Source organism: Limimaricola soesokkakensis, assembly GCF_900172345.1.
Classification (GTDB): Bacteria; Pseudomonadota; Alphaproteobacteria; order Rhodobacterales; family Rhodobacteraceae; genus Limimaricola; species Limimaricola soesokkakensis.
On sequence record NZ_FWFY01000001.1, the window covers coordinates 19,014 to 38,029 of the forward strand.

Here is a 19,016-nt window from a genome sequence, read left to right on the forward strand (position 1 = left end):
GGCGCTACCACTTCCGGCAGAGCCTCTTTCGAATGGCGCCAGCATCAGCAGAGGAGGACAGATATGGACGCGGCAGCCTTCGAACGCGCATTGGTAAGGGGCGGGCAGGGGGTATCGCGTCGATGGCGCTACAGCGCGGCTGCAACTTGGTTGCACGAGGTGCGGGCCGGTGCCGGGCAGCGCATCGGTGGCCCACCACGGGTGCGACTTCTCATTGTCACCGATGGCAGCTCCTACACCAGCGAGCAGCAGATCGCACCACTGATGCGGCATGCGGGAAGGCTGAGGCGAGCTGCCGGGCTCGTGCTTCGGAGGATGCCACTCGATCAGGCGTTGGCTGCTTCAAAGCTGCCGGAATGCGACGCGCTGGGGCTCAAGCTCGGCTTCGATACCCCGCGCGAGACGGCAGCGCAGATCGCAAGTCAGCTCCGCCATACGCTGCCACGAGGTCGACCGCTCATCTATTTCGATGGCGATGACGATCTGGGTGTGGTGTTCCCCGAGGTTCTGGCCGAATGCGATGTCTGGCTCAAGAAGCATGTCTTTGCCGAGCCCGAACGCTATCTGGAGCCGAGGATCGGCAAGACCAATCTGACCGATCACGTTGCCAAGCTCGGCAAGGCGGATTTCAGCAATGATATCACCCCGAGCAGCGACGGGCTCGATCCGGCGCTGGTGCCCCGTATCTCGCTGGGCTGGAATATCGCTTTCGATGATGTCATCGCCACGTTGGCCGCCAGGCCACGGATCGAACGGCCGCGCGACATCGATATTTCCTGCCGCGCCATGATCCCGGATGGCAGCTGGATCGAAGCCCTGCGCGGCCCCGCGATCGAGGCGATCCGCGCGCTCGACGAGCGTTACAAGGTTCACGCGCCCGAAACCCGCGTTCCGCAACCGGTCTATTACGACGAGATGCTGCGCAGCCGGATCTCGGTCAGCCCCTTCGGATTCGGCGAGATCTGCTGGCGCGATTTCGAGGTCATGCTCTGCGGCGCCCTGCTGATCAAGCCGGACATGGGGCATCTTCGCACGGCACCGGACCTGTTTCGCCCCCATGAGACATACGTGCCCTGCGCGTGGGACTTCTCCGATCTGGGCGAGATCTGCGACCGCTACCTGTCCGACCCTGCGGCCGCCGAAGCGATCGCCAGCCGGGCGGAGCGCGAACTGCGTCGCTGTCTCGAAAGCGACGCTACCGTCGAGCTTCTGCTCTCGGCCCTGCGCCGGGCCGGGCTTCCCATCGCAGCCGCCTGAAGGCGGCCCACCTCGGCTCAACCGACGGGGACTGCTGCTCATGGGAGGGGCGGGCAGGTCGAACCGTGTGCGGCATTTCTGTCTAGGCTGACGGCAGATTTGTAGCGTGCCCCGATCAGGAGCGGTAAAGTGACAGGCGTCAGGAATGTCGCATGGATCGGTCAGCACAGGATGACGAGCGAATATCCGCTGCGCGAAGGGTGGCTTCATCGAAACATCTTGCTTCGGAAGCAGGATGTCGTCATACGGGGGATGCGAACGTTATTCCCTCGACCACTGTTCTCCATCATCGGCTGCAGTTCCCCTCGTTGCGACACTGACCAAGCCAGGCTGCCGCATTTCCGCGGGCAGCGCATGATAGGAGATCTCACGATGGCCACTGGCACCGTGAAATGGTTCAACACCACCAAAGGCTTCGGCTTCATCGCTCCCGATGGCGGCAGCAAGGACGTCTTCGTCCACATCTCCGCCGTTGAGCGGTCGGGCCTGACCGGCCTGCGCGACGACCAGAAAGTTAGCTTCGACATCGAGACCGGCCGTGATGGTCGCGAGTCGGCTATCAACCTGCAGCTCGCCTGAGTTGAAGAGCGGGCGCTTCGGCGCCTGTTCCGGAAACGCCTCCTCCGCTGCCGCGGAGGGGGCGTTTTCGTTTGTCCCATCTGCTGCACGTGCCACACGGCCCAGGGAACAGGTCCCCACCGGAAGTCGCGCAGGGTCTGGCTGAGCAGATCGTTCTTGGAATGCCCCGACCCGGACTTGCCTGCGCATAGGGCGACGCTTCACCGGAATGCCTGAATTCTAAGCACTGAGATTTCTCGCTCCCCGCGATGCGGCCCTGCCGCACGATGGACCTTGTCCCTTGGCTGCACGTCGTTGATGCCCGGCTCATGAGCGTCAGGCTGAGCATCGTGGTGGTCGAGCCGGATCAGGAGCGGGCGCGCCTGATCGTCGAGAGCCTGTGCGCCGCGGGCGATCACGAGATCCTTGTCATCCGCGAAACGACCGGGCTGGCCCGACGGATCGGTCAGGCGGATCCCGACATCGTGCTGATCGACATCGCCGACCCATCGCGCGACACGCTCGAGGAGCTGGCGTTGGCCTCCGGCCCGCTGGAACGACCGGTCGCGATGTTTGTCGATCGAAGCGAGCAGGGGCTGACCCGCGCGGCGATCGAGGCGGGCGTCTCGGCCTATGTGGTCGACGGGCTGCGGGCCGAGCGCCTCAAGCCGGTGCTGGACGCGGCGATGGCCCGGTTCCAGATGTTCCGGCAGATGCGCACCGAACTGGCCGCGACGCGCCGCGCGCTCGAGGAGCGCAAGGTGATCGACCGGGCCAAGGGGCTCCTGATGAAGGCGCGGGGCATCGACGAGGGCGAAGCCTACGCGCTGCTGCGCCGCACCGCGATGGATCAGGGGCGGCGCGTCGCCGATGTCGCCGAAGCGCTGGTGACCGCGGCGGGGTTGCTATCATGAACTTGCCCGTGCTTTCGGTCGGCTTCACGCCGCTGGTCGATGCCGCGCCGGTGATCGTGGCGCGTGAGATGGGGTTCGCCCGGGCCGAGGGTGTGGCGATTACCCTGCACCGTGCGCCCTCATGGTCCGCCTCGCGCGACATGCTGGCCTTCGGTGCAGTGGATGCGGCGCATATGCTGTCGGCGGTGCCGGTGGCGACGGCGCTGGGGCTGGGGGGGGCCGGGGCGCCGATCCACGCGCTCTCCGTGCTGTCGGTCAACGGCAACGTGATCGGCGTCAGCCGCGCGCTTGCATCACGAATGCGCGGACAGGGCTACGGTTTCGACTTCCGGGATGCCCGCGCCGCTGGGACGGCGCTCCTGGATGCGGCAGGGCCGGGGCTCAGGATCGGCGTGCCGTTCCCCTTTTCCATGCATGCCGAGCTGATCCGTTATTGGTTCGCCGCGCTGCCGGCCGCACCCGAAGCCGGGGTCGAGATCCGCACCGTGCCGCCGCCGCTGATGGCCGAGGCGATCGGCGCGGGAGAGATCGACGCCTTCTGCGTGGGCGAGCCTTGGGGCTCGATCGCGGTCGAGACCGGCACCGGAGAGCTGCTGCTTCCGGGCTGCGCGATCTGGGACGCGGCGCCCGAGAAGGTGCTGGCCATGCGCGCGGGCGAGGCGGAACCCGCGCGCTTCACGCCGCTCATACGGGCGCTGTGGCGCGCCGGGCGCTGGCTCGCCCAGCCCGGCAGCCGCACCGCTGCGGCCGAAATGCTGGCCCGGCCCGAATATCTCGACATGCCCGCCGAGGTGGTCGATCGGGCCCTGTCGGGACGGATGACCGTCTCGGCCCGTGGCGATGCGCGCCGCGTCGAGCGGCTGGTCGCGTTCGACCCTGACCGGGCCGGATTCCCATGGGGCGACCAAGCCGCCTGGATCGGGCGGCGGTTGGCGCGGCGGGCCGGGCTGGATTTGGAAAGCGCGGAGCGTGCCGCGCGAGGGGTGTTTCGCGGTGATCTCTATTGCCAGATGCTCGCGGGCACCGGCGCCGCCATGCCCTCGGCCGAGTCGCGGGACACGGCCCCCGGCCTGCAGCGAGGCCGGTTCTTCGACAGTCGCGTTTTTGACACTTCGCGCGTCGAGTGACCAAAGTTTAGTCAAACCCGCGACAGCCCCGTTTCCGTCCTGCCGCAGTGCGGCAATGCCCTTGCGGCAACAAGGGCGGGGCGGTCAAATCGGGATGTAGGGCAGGCAATGGCGCCTGACCGACCGACTTCTCCCAGTGACTGGGCGATCTGGAGCAAAGCCGCTCGACCGTTTCGCGACACCCGTCGCGCGATGTGTCGGCGGCTATTTTTGTTTTCGCCCGGACCTCCCACCGGGCCCCGAAACCGGAGCGACGCGCATGACCAGACTGACCGCGATCCTTGCCACTACCACGCTGCTTGCCGGCCCGGCCATGGCCGAGATGCTGCCGCTGGAGAAGGACGAGCTGACCTTCGGCTTCATCAAGCTCACCGACATGGCGCCGCTCGCGGTGGCCTATGAGCAGGGCTATTTCATCGATGAAGGGCTGTTCGTCACGCTCGAGGCGCAGGCCAACTGGAAGGTGCTGCTCGACGGCGTCATCGACGGCCAACTCGACGGGGCGCACATGCTGGCGGGCCAGCCGCTCGCCGCAACCATCGGCTACGGCACCGAGGCGCATATCGTCACGCCCTTCTCGATGGACCTCAACGGCAACGGCATCACCGTGTCGAACGCCGTCTGGGAGGCGATGAAGCCCAACATCCCGACCGACGCCGAAGGCCGCCCGCAGCACCCGATCTCGGCCGCAGCCCTGAAGCCGGTGATCGAGCAGTACCGCGCCGAAGGAAAGCCCTTCAACATGGGCATGGTTTTCCCGGTCTCCACTCATAATTACGAGCTGCGCTACTGGCTCGCCGCTGGCGGCATCGAACCCGGTTACTACTCCGAGCAGAACACCACCGGCCAGATCGGCGCCGAGGCGCTGTTGTCGGTGACGCCGCCGCCGCAGATGCCCGCCACGCTCGAGGCCGGCACGATCTATGGCTATGCCGTGGGCGAGCCGTGGAACCAGCAGGCCGTCGCCATGGGCATCGGCGTACCGGTCATCACCGATTACGAGCTGTGGAAGAACAACCCCGAGAAGGTCTTCGGCCTGACCGCCGAGTTCGTCGAGGAGAACCCCAACACCACCATCGCCATCACCAAGGCCCTGATCCGCGCCGCGATCTGGCTCGACGAGAACGACAACGCGAACCGCGAGGAGGCGGTCGAGATCCTGTCGCGCCCCGACTATGTCGGCGCCGACGCGGAGGTGATCGCCGCCTCGATGACCGGCACCTTCGAGTACGAGAAGGGCGACGTGCGCGAGGTGCCGGACTTCAACACCTTCTTCCGTCACCACGCGACCTATCCCTTCTACTCGGACGCGGTGTGGTACCTCACCCAGATGCGCCGCTGGGGCCAGATCGCCGAGGCCAAGCCCGACAGCTGGTACGACGAGGTCGCCCGCTCGGTCTACAAGCCCGAGATCTATCTCGAAGCCGCGCGGATGCTGGTCGACGAGGGGTTGGCAAACGAGGCCGACTTCCCTTGGGACAGCGACGGCTACAAAGCGCCGACCCCCGCCGCCGACATCATCGACGGCATCGGCTATGACGGCCGGACCCCCAACGCCTATCTCGACAGCCTGCCGATCGGGCTGAAGGGCGACCAGACCGTCGTCGGCTCCGAGATCCAGGGCTGACCCGCCGGGGTCCCGGCGCGGGACCCCGTTCTCCCTTTCCCTCCGCAGATCCAACCCCCGGAGCACCCTCATGACCGCGATTGACCCCACCGCCATCGAGGCCGGCCACAAGGAGGCAAGGCGCGCCCGCTGGTTCGCGCGTCTCGGCGTCGCCGACCGCTGGTTCCAGGTCCTCGGCCTGGCCTGGCTCACCCCGCTGATCAAGGCAGCCGCCGGCGACAACCCGCGCGCGCAGATGCGCGATGTCTGGCGGCTCTTGGGCGTGCCGGTCCTCGCCATCGCGGGCTTCCTTGCGCTCTGGGCCATACTGGCGCCGCAGGTGCAGACCTCGCTCGGCGCGATTCCCGGGCCGGGGCAGGTCTGGCAGGAGGCCGTGGGGCTGCACGAGGACGCGGTGCGCACCGCCGAGAAGAAGGCCCGCTTCGAGGAGCAGGTGGCGCTGCGCAACGAGCGCCTCGTGGAGCAGGGCCGGGCCGACGAGGTCAAGGACATCGCCTTCACCGGCTCGCCCTCCTATTACGACCAGATCGGCACCTCGATCATCACGGTGTTCTTCGGCTTTCTGGTGGCCAGCGCCGTGGCGATCCCGCTAGGCATCATGGCGGGCCTTTCGGCCACCGCCAACGCGGCGCTGAACCCGCTGATCCAGATCTTCAAGCCGGTCTCGCCGCTGGCCTGGCTGCCGATCGTCACCATGGTCGTCTCCGCCGCCTCGGCGGGAGGCGAGGGGCTCTTCGCCAAGTCGTTCCTCGTCTCCGCGATCACCGTGACGCTGTGCTCGCTCTGGCCGACGCTGATCAACACCGCGCTCGGCGTGGCGCAGGTCGACCGCGATCTGGTCAACGTCTCCAAGGTCCTCAAGATGAGCCCGCGCGCCAAGATCACCAAGCTGGTGCTGCCCTCGGCGCTGCCGCTGATCTTCACCGGGCTTCGCCTGTCGCTCGGGGTGGGCTGGATGGTGCTGATCGCCGCCGAGATGCTGGCGCAGAACCCGGGCCTTGGAAAATTCGTCTGGGACGAGTTCCAGAACGGTTCCTCCTCCTCGCTGGCGCGGATCATCGTCGCGGTGCTGACCATCGGCATCATCGGCTTCCTGCTCGACCGGGTGATGTTCGCGCTGCAATCGCTCTTCACCTACGCCCCGAACCGGTGATCGCCATGACCAGCATTCTCAACTTCGACAACGTCTCCAAGGGTTTCGGCGAGGGCAAGACCCGCAAGGACGTGCTCAAGGGCATCGATCTCGACGTGGGCCAAGGCGAGTTCGTGGCGATCCTCGGCTTCTCGGGCAGCGGCAAGTCAACGCTGATGAACCTGATGGCTGGTCTGGTAACCCCCGATCAGGGCGCCGTCACCTTCAAGGGCAAGCCCGTCACCGGCCCCGGCCCCGAGCGCGGGCTGGTGTTCCAGAGCTACTCGCTGATGCCGTGGCTCACGGTCGCGGGCAACGTCATGCTCGCGGTCGAGGCGGTGCATCCCGAACTGTCCAAGGCCGAGAAGGCCGCCAAGGCGCAGCGCTATATCGAGATGGTGGGGTTGGGCCATGCCACGACGCGCCGCCCCGCCGAGCTGTCGGGCGGCATGCGCCAGCGCGTCTCGGTCGCTCGCGCCTTGGCGATGGAGCCCGAGGTGCTGCTCCTGGACGAGCCGCTCTCGGCGCTTGACGCGCTGACGCGGGCCAACCTCGCCGACGAGATCCTCGAGATCTGGGAGCGCGAGCGTACGACCTGCGTGCTGATCACCAACGACGTTGACGAGGCGATCCTGCTGGCCGACCGGATCGTGCCGCTGAACCCCGACGGCACGCTGGGCGAAGCCGTGAAGGTGACGCTGCCGCGTCCGCGCGACCGCTCTGCGATGAACTCCGACCCGGCCTTCAAGGCGCTGCGCGCGCAGGTCACAGGCTATCTCATGGATGTCGGTATCGCCGCCAAGGTCGAAGGCACGCGCCGTCTGCCGGACATCCGCCCCGTCCATGACCGGAGCCACGACCTGCCCGCCGCGCAAAAGCAGGCGCAGGAGGGGCTGATCGAGGAGCGCTTCCTCGACTTCAGCCAGCTCCACAAGGTCTACCCGACCCCCAAGGGACCGCTCACCGTGGTCGAGGACTTCAATCTCAAGATGAACCGGGGCGAGTTCATCTCGCTGATCGGCCATTCCGGCTGCGGCAAGTCCACCGTGCTAACCATGGCCGCCGGTCTCAACGAAATCTCCAAGGGCGCGATCAAGCTCGACGGCCGCCATGTCGAGGGCGCCGATCCCGAAAGGGCGGTGGTGTTCCAGAGCCCGTCGCTCTTCCCCTGGCTCACCGCGCGCGAGAACGTCGCGGTGGGCGTCGACCGGGTCTATCCGAGGGCTAGCCAAGGCGAACGGCAGGAGGTGGTCGAGCATTACCTCGAACGTGTGGGCCTCGGCGACGCGATGGACCGGATGGCCTCGGAGATGTCGAACGGCATGCGCCAGCGCGTCGGCATCGCCCGCGCCTTCGCGCTCTCCCCGAAGCTGCTCCTGCTCGACGAGCCCTTCGGCATGCTCGACAGCCTGACCCGCTGGGAGCTGCAGGAGGTTCTCATGGATGTCTGGGACCGCACCAAGACCACCGCCGTCTGCGTCACCCATGACGTCGACGAGGCGATCCTCTTGGCCGACCGGGTGGTGATGATGACCAACGGCCCGCGTGCCACCATCGGCAAGATCGTCGACGTTAACCTGCCGCGTCCGCGCACCCGCAAGGCGCTCCTCGATCACGCCGACTACTACCACTACCGGCAGGAAGTGCTCGATTTCCTCGAGGAATATGAGCACGGCCGTGACCCTCGCAAGAAATCGGCGCCCAGCGCCATCGCAGCGGAGTGACCGCCATGACCCAGAAACTCGTCGTCATCGGCGCCGGCATGGCCTCCGGCCGGATGCTGGAGCACCTGTTCGAAAGCGACCCCTCGGCCTATGAGGTCACCCTCTTCAACGCCGAGCCGCGCGGCAACTACAACAGGCTGATGCTCTCTCCCGTCCTGTCGGGCGAGAATACCTATGCCGAGATCGTCACTCATGACGAAGACTGGTACGCGGCCAACGGCGTCGCCTGCCGCTTCGGCGAGCGGGTGGTCGAGATCGACCGGGAGGCCAAGCTGGTGGTGGGTGAGAAGGGCGCGGTGCCCTATGACAAGCTCGTCATCGCCACCGGCTCCGACCCCTTCATGATCCCCCTGCCGGGCCACGACCTCGAAGGCGTGATCCCCTACCGCGATCTCGAAGACACCGAGCGGATGATGGGCCTCTCGGCCAAGCCGGACGCGAAGGCGGTGGTCATCGGCGGCGGTCTCCTCGGTCTCGAGGCGGCGGCCGGCATGGCCGCGCGCGGGGTCGACGTGACCGTCGTGCACATCATGGGCCATCTGATGGAGCGCCAACTCGACGAGGCGGCGGGGTATCTCCTGCGCCGGGCCCTCACCGACAAGGGCATCAAGGTGATGTGCTCGGCCAACTCCAGGGAGATCCTGGGAGAGAACGGCCATGTGAAGGCACTGCTGCTCGATGACGGCACCGAGCTGCCCTGCGACCTGCTGGTCATGGCGGTGGGCATTCGCCCGAGCGTGGCGCTCGCGAAATCCGCCGGTCTCGCGGTCGGGCGCGGGGTGCATGTCGACGACCAGATGGTCACTTCGGACACGGACGTACTCGCCCTTGGCGAATGCGTCGAGCACAACGGCGCGGTGTTCGGGCTCGTCGCCCCGCTCTACGACCAGGCCAAGGTGCTGGCCCAGACGCTGCTGGGCCAGGAAGCCGCGTTCCGGCCCAAGGAGGTCGCGACCAAGCTCAAGGTCACCGGCTGCGACCTGTTCTCGGCAGGCGACTTCGCCGAAGGCGAGGGGCGCGAGGACATCGTGTTCCGCGACCCGGCGCGCGGCGTCTACAAGCGCCTCGTGCTGGAAGGCGAGCGGCTGATCGGTGCGGTGATGTATGGCGACACCGCCGACGGCGCCTGGTTCCACGGCCTCATCAAGGACCGCGAGAACGTCTCGGAGATGCGCGACACGCTGATCTTCGGGCCCGCCTTCCAGGGGGGCGCCTCGGCGGACCCTATGGCGGCCGTTGCAGCCTTACCGGCTGACGCAGAGATCTGCGGCTGCAACGGCGTGTGCAAGGGCCGGATCGTGGAGGCCGTCGAAGGCGGCGCCACGACCATCGAGGATGTCCGCGCCGTGACCAAGGCGTCGGGCTCCTGCGGCACCTGCACCGGGCTGGTCGAACAGGTCATGGCGCTCAGCCTCGGCGACGATTTCGTCATGCCGACCGCCAAGCCGGTCTGCCGCTGCACCGACCTTACCCACGAGGATGTCCGCCGCCTGATCAAGGCGCAGGAGCTGAAATCGCAGCCCGCCGTCTGGCAGGAGCTGGGCTGGACCACCCCCAATGGCTGCCACGTCTGCCGCCCGGCGGTGAACTATTACCTGCTGGCGGACTGGCCACTGGAGTATCAGGACGACCCGCAGTCACGCTTCGTCAACGAGCGCAACCACGCCAACATCCAGAAGGACGGCACCTATTCGGTGGTGCCGCGCATGTGGGGCGGGCTGACCAACCCGCGCGAGCTGCGCGCCATCGCCGATGCCGCCGACAAGTACGGAGTGCCGACCGTCAAGGTTACCGGCGGCCAGCGCATCGACCTCTTGGGCGTGCGCAAGGAGGATCTGCCCGCGATGTGGGCCGATCTGAACGAGGCGGGCCTCGTCTCTGGCCACGCCTATTCCAAGGGTCTGCGCACCGTGAAGACCTGCGTCGGGCGCGAGCATTGCCGCTTCGGCACGCAAGACAGCACCGGGCTCGGCGTGAAGCTTGAAAAGCGGCTCTGGGGCTCCTGGACGCCGCACAAGGTCAAGCTCGCGGTCTCGGGCTGCCCGCGCAACTGCGCCGAGGCGACCTGCAAGGATCTGGGCATCGTCTGCGTCGACTCGGGCTTCGAGATCGGGGTCGGTGGCGCGGCGGGCATGGATCTCAAGGAGATCCAGCCCCTGGTAAAGGTCGCGACCGAGGCCGAGGCCGAGGAATGGTCGGTGGCATTCGTGCAGCTCTACCGCGAGCACGCCAAGTATCTCGACCGACCCTACAAGTGGATTGCCAAGGTCGGCATGGACTGGGTGCGCGAGGCGCTTTCGGACGCGGATGAGCGCGCGGCGTTGGTGGCGCGCTTCGACCTGAGCCAGACGATCTACCAGAAGGACCCCTGGGCCGAGCGGGCCGAACCGGCGCAGGCGCGCCGCTTCCAGCCGCTGGCCGATCTCACGCTGGAGGCTGCGGAATGAACTGGATCGATGTGGGCGCTCTCGACGACATCCCGCTGCGCGGCGCGCGGCTGGTCAAGACGCCGGTCGGTTGCGTGGCGCTGTTCCGCACCGGTGAGAACGAGGTCTTCGCCGCCTCCGACCGCTGCCCGCACAAGGGCGGGCCGCTGTCGGAAGGCATCGTGCATGGCCGCGCCGTGACCTGTCCGCTGCACAACTGGGTGTTCAGCTTGGAGACGGGCGAGGCGCAGGGCGCGGATGAGGGATCGATCCCGACCTATCCGCTGCGGGTCGAGAACGGACGGCTGCTGCTCGACGGCGACGCGGTGGGCCGCAGGGCGGCGGCATGACCGGGCCCGCGCATCTCTCCGCGCAGCCCGGCGAGATCCGCACCACCTGCGCCTACTGCGGGGTTGGCTGCGGGGTGCTCGCCAAGCCGGACGGGCAGGGCGGCCTGACGGTGCGCGGCGACCCGGACCACCCCGCCAACCGCGGACGGCTCTGCTCCAAGGGCACGGCGCTGGGAGAGACGGTAGGCCACGAGGACCGGCTTTTGTACCCGGTGATCGATGGCGCGCGAGCGGATTGGGACACGGCGCTCGACCAGGTGGCCGACCGGTTCCGCGAGACCATCGCGGAACATGGCCCCGACAGCGTCGCCTTCTACGTCTCGGGGCAGATGACCACCGAGGATTACTACGTCGCCAACAAGCTGATGAAGGGCTTCTTCGGCTCGGCCAATATCGACACCAATTCGCGGCTTTGCATGGCCTCGACCGTGGCGGGTCACAAGCGCGCCTTCGGCACCGACACCGTGCCGGGCACCTACGAGGACCTCGAACTCGCCGATCTCGTCGTGCTGACCGGCTCCAACCTCGCCTGGTGCCACCCGGTGCTGTACCAGCGCATCGTCGCGGCCAAGGCGGCGCGGCCCGAGATGCGCGTCGTCGTCATCGACCCGCGCCGCACCGCGACCTGCGACATCGCGGATCTGCACCTCGCCATCGCGCCGGGGGCGGACGTGGCATTGTTCAACGCGCTGCTTTCGCAGATCGACCGGCGCGGCGCCCGCGACCCGCGCTTCGCGCGCCATCTCGATGGCATGGAAGAGGCACTGGCCGCCGCCCATGCGGAGGACGTGTCGCGCACCGGGCTGAGCCCTGCGCAGATCGCCGCCTTCTGCGACATGTGGATCGGCACCGAGAAGGTCGTCACCGTCTTCAGCCAGGGCGTAAATCAGTCGACATCGGGCACCGACAAGGTCAACGCGATCCTCAACTGCCACCTTGCCACGGGCCGCATCGGCCGCCCCGGCATGGGACCGTTCAGCGTCACCGGCCAGCCCAACGCCATGGGCGGGCGCGAGGTCGGCGGGCTGGCCAACACGCTGGCATGCCATCTCGACATCGAGAATGCCGCGCATCGCGATGCGGTGCAGACGTTCTGGGCCGCCCCCGCGATGCCGGAAAGGCCCGGCCTCAAGGCCGTCGACATGTTCCGCGCCGTCGAGGAGGGGCGCATCAAGGCGCTCTGGATCATCTGCACCAACCCCGCCGTCTCGATGCCCGAGGCGGACCGGGTGCGCGATGCCATCGCCGGCTGCGATTTTGTCGTGGTAAGCGACATCACCGATCGCACCGACACCGCGCGGCTGGCGCATATGCTGCTGCCCGCTGCAGGCTGGGGAGAGCGCGACGGGTCTGTCACCAACTCCGACCGCACGATCAGTCGCCAACGCGCCGTGCTGCCGCCGCCGGGCGACGCGCGGCCAGACTGGGCGATCCTCGCCGAGGTCGGCCGTCGCATGGGCTGGGCAAAGGCTTTCGACTGGCCCGATGCGGCGGCGGTGTTTCGCGAACATGCGGCACTGTCGGGCGTTGCCGGGCGCTTCGGCGGTGATTTCGACATTTCCGATCACGCGGCGCTCGACGCGCAGGGCTACGCTGCGCTGGCACCGTTCCGCTGGCCCACCGCGGGCACCCGGCAGGGCGGGCGGTTCTTCGGCGATGGCCGGTTCTTCACGCCCTCGGGGCGGGGCCGGATGATCCCGGTCAGCGCGCGTGCCTTGGCCACCGAGACCTGTGAGGCGCGTCCGTTCCGGCTCAACACCGGGCGCATCCGCGACCAGTGGCACACCATGACCCGCACGGGGCGCGCGGCGCGGCTCAATCGGCACATGGGCGAGCCCTTCGTCGAGATCCACCCGAACGACGCCGCACGTCTTGGCCTCGCCCCCGCCGGGCTCGCGGAACTGCGCGGCGCAACGGGGTGCGCCGTGCTGCGGGTGCTCGTGACCGACCGAGTGCGCGAAGGTGAGGTCTTCGCACCGATCCATTGGAGCGGCGACACCGCGCCCACGGGTCGCGTCGATGCGCTGGTGGCGGCTCGGACCGACCCGTTTTCGGGCCAGCCCGAAAGCAAGGCGGCGGCGGTCTCCGTCGCGCCCTATGCTGCGGGCTGGTTCGGCTTCGCGGTCTCGGCCTCGCGTCCCGAGCTGGACTGCGGCTACTGGGCGCGCAGCCGTGGTGCCGATGGCTGGCAGGTCGAGATGGCCGGGCCCGACGCGCCGGCGGACTGGGAGGCCGAAGCGCGGCGGATGTTCGACCTGCCCGATGCCGAGATCATCCGGGTCTCCGACCCGGCGCGGGGGCTGGAGCGGCTGGCCTTGGTCGAGGAGGGCCGCCTGCGCGCGGCGCTGTTCGTCTCGCGCGAGCCTGTGGCGCTCTCGCGCGCGCATCTCGCGGGGCTCTTGGGACAGGACGGCGCCGAGGCGCTGGCCGGGCGATCGGCGGCCGGGCGTCCCGATCCCGGCCCGGTGCTCTGCGCCTGTCTCAATGTCGGCGTGAACACGATCCGCGCGGCGATCGCCGATGGACGCGCGACGAGCCTCGACGCCATTGCCGAGGCGCTTGGCGCGGGCAGCAATTGTGGCTCCTGCCGGCCCGAGATCGCGGCGCTTCTCGCCACGGCGCAGCCCGTGCCTCGGCCCGAAGCCGCCTGATACGAAGCGGCCCGCCCCCGAAAACGGGGCGGGCCGCGCCAATTCCCTTTATGCCAGGCCCGCTTCTGGTCATACCTTCTCCGAGCCGAACCGGAGGAGTGATATCGATGGCCGCACGGATCTGCATTCTCAACGGGCCGAACCTGAACCTGCTGGGAAAGCGGCAGCCCGAGATCTACGGGCACGACACGCTCGAGGATGTCGCTCGCGATTGCGCGGCGCTGGCGGCCGAGCTCGGACTGGAGACGGAGATGTTCCAGTCGAACCACGAGGGCGAGATCATCGATCGGATCCACCGCGCCCGCGAGGATGCGGCGGGGATCATCATCAACCCGGCCGCCTATACCCACACCTCGGTCGCGATCCTCGATGCGCTCAACGCCTTCGAGGGGCCGGTGCTGGAGGTGCATATCTCCAACGTCCACAAACGCGAGAGCTTCCGCCACCATTCCTATGTTTCGCTGCGCGCCGACGGGGTGATCGCGGGCTTCGGCGTGCAGGGCTACGAACTGGCGCTGCGGCGGATGGCGAGACTGCTGGCCTGATCCTTGCCGTCCCGGCCCCCGAGGGGGCCGGGACGAAACCGCCTCAGGCGGGAACGGCGGCCGCTGCGGCCCGCGTGCGCTTCTCGCCTCGCGAGAAGAACAGGTCATAGAAGACCGGCGCTGCGATCAGCGTCAGCACGCTGGCGAAGGCGAGGCCGCCCATGATCGTCACCGCCATCGACACGAAGAACGCATCAGAGAGCAGCGGCAGCATGCCGAGGATCGTCGTCGCCGCCGCCAGCACCACCGGGCGCAGACGCGACACGCTGGCGGTGATGATCGCTTCGCGCAGGGGCACGCCCTCGGCCCGCACGAGGTCGATCTCCTCGACCAGAACGATGCCGTTCTTGATCAGCATGCCCGACAGCGACAGCAGGCCTAGAAGCGCCGTGAAGGTAAAGGGCAGCCCGCTGCCCAACAGCCCAAGCGCCACGCCGTTGACCGACATCGGCACCAACAGCCAGATGATCACCGGCTGGCGGATCGCGTTGAACAGCAGCACCGAGATCAGCACCATCACCAGAAGCGAAAGCGGCAGCTGCTTGCCGAGGCTCTCCTGCGCATCGGCCGAGTTCTCGAACTCGCCGCCCCAGTGCAGCGCGTAGCCCGGAGGCACCTCGACCGCCTCGACCGCGGCACGGACCTGCGCGAAGACCTCGGCGGCGGTGCGCTCGGGCGAGATGTCGGCGCCGACGGTCAGGGTAGGCACCCGGTCGCGGCGGTGTACAAGCGTGTCGCGCACCTCATGGCCGAGCCCGTCGATCACCTGCTCGATCGGCAGGAACTGCTGCGCGGTCTCCGACCAGATCGGTTGGTCGCGCAAACCGGTCTCTGCATCGCGCGGCTCGCGCACCACGATCGGGATCAACCGCTCGCCCTCGCGATAGAGACCACCCTCGATGCCATCGGTGGCGAAGCGCAGCACCGAGGCGACATCGTCGCGGTCGATCCCTGCGCTTTGCGCGCGCTCGGTCGCGTAATCGGGCCGGATCACCAACTCGGGCTCGCGCCAATTGGTGCGCGGCTGCAGGATGTCGGGCGAGGCGCCCGCCATCGCGGCGATCACCCGGTCGCCGATCTCGCGCAGCACCTCCGGGTCGGGCCCCGAGACCCGCATCTCGATCGGATCGCCGCCGCCCGGGCCGAAGACCAGCCGCCGTGTCCGGAACTCGCCCTCGGGCAGCGCTTCGCGGCCGAATTCCTCGAGCGCGGTGGCCAGCGCCGGAATTTCCTCGATGCCGTTGGTTCGGATGATCATGTGACCATAGCTCGGGTTGGACTTCTCGGCCGAGTAGGTGAGCATGAAGCGCGTCGCTCCGCCGCCGGCATAGCTGGTGTAGGAAACCACCTCGTCGCGTTCCGCGAGCCAAGCCTCGACCTGCGCCAGGTCGCTGGCGGTCTGCTGCACGGTGCTGCCCTGCGGCAGCTTGTAATGCACGAAGAAGAGCGGCGTGTTGGAGTTGGGGAAGAACTGCTGCCGGACCTGTCCGAAGCCCGCGAAGCAGACCACGGTGATCCCGATCAGCGCGGCCACCACCAGCCAGCGCGCGCGCAGCGCGCCGCGCAGCGTTGCGGCATAGGCGCGGAACAGCGCGCCGTCATAGGCGCCGGCACCGCCCGCTTCGCCGCGCTTGAAGAAGTAGTGCCCGAGCAGCGGCGTCACGGTGATCGCCAGCACCCAGCTCAGCAGCAGCGAAATGCCGATCACCGCGAAGAGCGAGAACATGAACTCGCCGGTGGCGTCCGGCGACAGCCCGATCCCCGCGAAGGCCATGATGCCGATCACCGTGGCACCCAGGAGCGGCACCTGCGTCTTGCCCGCCGTCTCGCCCGCCGCCTGCCGGGAGGATTGCCCGCCCAGCATCGCGATCTGCATCCCCTCGGCCACCACGATGGCGTTGTCGACCAGCATGCCCATGGCGATGATCAGCGCGCCGAGCGAGATCCGCTCCATCTCGATCGCGAAGATCGCCATGAAGAACAGCGTGCCGACCACGGTGAGCAGCAGCGTCACGCCGACCACCACCGCCGCGCGCCAGCCCATGAACAGCGCCAGCACCGCCACCACGATGCCGACCGACATGGCAAGGTTGACGAGGAAGGCGTTCGACGCCTCTTCGACCACCTCGTGCTGCTGGTAGATCGGGTGCAGCTCGACGCCCGCGGGCATCTCGGCGAACAGCGTGGCAAGCCGGGCATCGACGCGCTTGCCGACCTCGACGATGTTCTCGGTCGACAGGCCCGCGACGCCGAAGGTGAAGGCCTCGGTTCCGTCATGTCGCACGATTAGCGAAGGTTGCTCGACGCGGCCGCGATACACTTCGGCCACGTCATAGAGGTTGATCACCTCGCCACCGACCCCGACCGAGAGACCGGAGATCTCCGATACGCTGTCGGAGCCCTCGGGCGCTTCGATCACCGTGCGCTGGCCGCCCGTCTCGACGGTGCCCGCCGGCACCACCGAATCCGCCTCCGAGATCGCACCGAGCACCGCCTGGACCGGCAGGTTCTGCGCCACTGACAGCGCGAGGTCGGGCTCTACGAAGATCGCCTCCTGCGGCAATCCCGCAAGATCGACATCGGCCACGCCCTCGACCGCCAGCAGCTCGCGCCGCAGATAGGTGGAAAGGCGATGGATCTCGGCGTCCTCGAAGCCGGGCGCGGTGACAGCGTAGTAGAGGCCGAACACGTCGCCGAAGCTGTCATTGACCAGCGGCTCGTTCACCCCCGGCGGCAGATCGCGCGCCGCGTCTCGGATACGCGCGCGCAGCTTGGTCCAGATGCCGGGCAGGGCGGAGCCGTCATAGGTGGATTTCATCTCCACCTCGATCAGCGAGACGCCGGGGCGATTGACCGAGGTGATGCGGTCGACCTCGCCCATCTTCTGGATCGCGGATTCAAGCGGTTCGCTGACCTCTCGGGCGACCTGTTCGGCCGAGGCGCCGGGATAGGAGGTGGAGATCACGGCCGCCTTGATGGTGAAGGACGGGTCCTCGAGGCGGCCCAGCGTGGCGAAGCCCCAGATGCCACCGAACAGGCAGCCGAGGATCAGCAACCATGTCAGGATCGGCTTTTCGATCGATGCGCGTGCGATGTTCATGCCTTGCGCTCCTAATTACCGGGGAAAGCCAGTGAAGCGGCGCACCGCCTGACCGTCTTCGAGCCGGGCCGCGCCCGCGGCGACGATCTCCTCGCCGCCCGAGAGCCCCTCGGTGACGATGAAGCCGCCATCTTCGGTGGGTTCGATCTCGACCGGGTGAGCCGCGACCCGGGCACTCTCGTCGTCTTCCTCGAACAGCATCACCGAGACGCTGCCATCGGGGGCAGGGACCAGCGCGGCGGTCGGCACGGAGATCCCCCCGGCGCCGCCTGGCAGCTTTGCCGTGACCGTGACCGACGAGCCGGGCAGCACCTGCGGCGCTGCCTCGGCATCGAAGGAGAGGCTGAGCCGGAATGTCTGGCCCAGCGCGGTGGTGTGCGAGGTGACCTCGGCGATGCTCAGCGGATAGCTTTCGGTACCTCCCGGAAAGCGGGCGCTCAGATCCATGTCCGGGTCGCCCCCGGCGCGCTGGAACAGAATCTCGGGCACCTCGATCTCGACTTGCAGCGCCGACATGTCGTGCAGCCGAGCGATCGGCGTGCCGGCCGAGATGGTGGTGAAGTTGGCGACGAGACGCTCGGCGACCATCGCTTCGAATGGGGCTTCGAGGCTGGCCTTGTCGCGCGCGCGCTCGGCGTCGCGCACGCTCACTGCGGCCAGTTCCGCGGCGGTGCGCGCATCCTGAAGCGCCGCCTCGCTTACCGTGGAACGGCTGAGTTGGCTCAGCCGCTCAAGCTCGCGGTCGGCCTGGGCCTGGCGCAGCTCGGCCTGTTCGAGCGCCAAGTCGAAGGGTTCGGGATCAAGCGCGGCCACGAGCCCGCCCTTGTCCACAGTCTCTCCCTCGAGCACGGGGTATTCGACGATCTGCCCGTTGACCTGAAAGGCGAGATCGACGGTCTGACGGGCGGCGATCCGGCCGAAGAACTGACGGCTGATGCCCGCGCTTTCGGCCTCCACCGTCATCAGCTTCACGGGGCGGGGCATGTCCTGCGCCTGTTGCGCGGCCAGCTGGCCCGCACCGAGCGCAAGCAGCGCGGCAAGGAGGAACATACGAGTCATAGAGGAAATCCCTTCGGCAGGCCGTTGGCCTTGATGTTGTCGCGGGTCTTGAGGAGCAGCGCTCCCAGCCGGTCGAGCTCGGTCGGGGCGAGGCCGGTGACCTCGCGCCAGACCGTCTCGAGCAGCTCCAGCATCTCGCGGCGCATCTCGCGCCCTCGTGGTGTCAGCTCGAGCAGCCAGGCACGGCGATCGTCGGGATCGCGCCGCCGTGCGACCAGCGCACGTGATTCGAGCCCGTCGGCCAGCGCCGTGACGGTGGAGGGCAGGGCCTGCATCTCGCGAGCCAGCTGCCCCATCCGGGCGGGCGCACCGAGCTTTAGCAGCATCAGCCGCTCCTGCTTGGTCAGCTCCGGCAAGGGGCATTCCAGACGTTCATGCACCGCCCAATAGAGCAGCGCGAGGCTGAGCAACCTTTCGCCCGGCGCCATATCGTCACTGTCACCTGTCGTCATAGCGAATCCCGTCAAACTGAACCGAACGGTATAGTTCAGAAAATGAAAGGTTCAATATGAAAAGGGGTGGCTCTATCCGAAAGGGATGCTCGTC

14 protein-coding genes are annotated in these 19,016 nt (G+C 67.9%); 11 read left to right on the forward strand and 3 right to left on the reverse strand.

Features of this window, described 5'->3' with window-relative positions; translation table 11 throughout:
* The first annotated feature begins 63 nt into the window (after positions 1 to 63).
* From LOS8367_RS00080 to aroQ, 11 genes are all read left to right on the forward strand, one after another.
* Positions 64 to 1,257, forward strand: coding sequence for a glycosyltransferase family protein (locus tag LOS8367_RS00080; RefSeq protein ID WP_085894414.1), 1,194 nt, complete (start codon positions 64 to 66; stop codon positions 1,255 to 1,257).
* A 372-nt stretch (positions 1,258 to 1,629) separates the two neighbouring features.
* The gene (locus LOS8367_RS00085) at positions 1,630 to 1,836 is read left to right on the forward strand and encodes a cold-shock protein (protein ID WP_085894415.1); all 207 of its coding nucleotides are present in this window, start codon (positions 1,630 to 1,632) and stop codon (positions 1,834 to 1,836) included.
* A gap of 308 nt (positions 1,837 to 2,144) precedes the next feature.
* Positions 2,145 to 2,729, forward strand: a complete 585-nt coding sequence (locus LOS8367_RS00090; protein WP_085894877.1) for an ANTAR domain-containing response regulator — start codon at positions 2,145 to 2,147, stop codon at positions 2,727 to 2,729.
* Positions 2,726 to 3,856, forward strand: coding sequence for a CmpA/NrtA family ABC transporter substrate-binding protein (locus LOS8367_RS00095; protein ID WP_085894416.1), 1,131 nt, complete (start codon positions 2,726 to 2,728; stop codon positions 3,854 to 3,856). Before LOS8367_RS00090 ends, LOS8367_RS00095 begins: the two co-directional genes overlap by 4 nt.
* 259 nt (positions 3,857 to 4,115) lie before the next feature.
* A complete protein-coding gene (locus LOS8367_RS00100) occupies positions 4,116 to 5,483 on the forward strand; it encodes a CmpA/NrtA family ABC transporter substrate-binding protein (RefSeq protein ID WP_085894417.1) in 1,368 nt (455 codons plus the stop codon).
* A 70-nt stretch (positions 5,484 to 5,553) separates the two neighbouring features.
* A complete protein-coding gene (locus tag LOS8367_RS00105; protein WP_085894418.1) occupies positions 5,554 to 6,636 on the forward strand; it encodes an ABC transporter permease in 1,083 nt (360 codons plus the stop codon).
* A gap of 5 nt (positions 6,637 to 6,641) precedes the next feature.
* A complete protein-coding gene (locus LOS8367_RS00110) occupies positions 6,642 to 8,339 on the forward strand; it encodes an ABC transporter ATP-binding protein (protein WP_207569207.1) in 1,698 nt (565 codons plus the stop codon).
* 5 nt (positions 8,340 to 8,344) lie between these two features.
* Complete coding sequence (gene nirB / locus LOS8367_RS00115) at positions 8,345 to 10,786, forward strand: nitrite reductase large subunit NirB (protein WP_085894420.1); 2,442 nt, start codon at positions 8,345 to 8,347, stop codon at positions 10,784 to 10,786.
* Positions 10,783 to 11,115, forward strand: coding sequence for a nitrite reductase small subunit NirD (gene nirD / locus LOS8367_RS00120; protein WP_085894421.1), 333 nt, complete (start codon positions 10,783 to 10,785; stop codon positions 11,113 to 11,115). The genes nirB and nirD overlap by 4 nt, the downstream gene beginning before the upstream one ends.
* Entirely contained in the window at positions 11,112 to 13,766 is a 2,655-nt protein-coding gene (locus tag LOS8367_RS00125; protein WP_085894422.1) for a nitrate reductase, read from the forward strand. The genes nirD and LOS8367_RS00125 overlap by 4 nt, the downstream gene beginning before the upstream one ends.
* Before the next feature lie 107 nt (positions 13,767 to 13,873).
* Entirely contained in the window at positions 13,874 to 14,311 is a 438-nt protein-coding gene (gene aroQ / locus LOS8367_RS00130; protein ID WP_085894423.1) for a type II 3-dehydroquinate dehydratase, read from the forward strand.
* 43 nt (positions 14,312 to 14,354) lie between these two features.
* Here aroQ and LOS8367_RS00135 read toward each other — a convergent pair whose 3' ends face one another.
* The 3 genes from LOS8367_RS00135 to LOS8367_RS00145 are packed head-to-tail and all read right to left on the reverse strand — an operon-like array spanning position 14,355 to position 18,922.
* Positions 14,355 to 17,411, reverse strand: coding sequence for an efflux RND transporter permease subunit (locus tag LOS8367_RS00135; protein WP_085894424.1), 3,057 nt, complete (start codon positions 17,409 to 17,411; stop codon positions 14,355 to 14,357).
* A gap of 15 nt (positions 17,412 to 17,426) precedes the next feature.
* Positions 17,427 to 18,470, reverse strand: coding sequence for an efflux RND transporter periplasmic adaptor subunit (locus tag LOS8367_RS00140; protein WP_106535023.1), 1,044 nt, complete (start codon positions 18,468 to 18,470; stop codon positions 17,427 to 17,429).
* Positions 18,467 to 18,922 (reverse strand): MarR family winged helix-turn-helix transcriptional regulator, encoded by a 456-nt coding sequence (locus LOS8367_RS00145; protein WP_085894426.1) that lies wholly within the window; start codon positions 18,920 to 18,922, stop codon positions 18,467 to 18,469. Before LOS8367_RS00145 ends, LOS8367_RS00140 begins: the two co-directional genes overlap by 4 nt.
* Positions 18,923 to 19,016 lie beyond the last annotated feature (94 nt).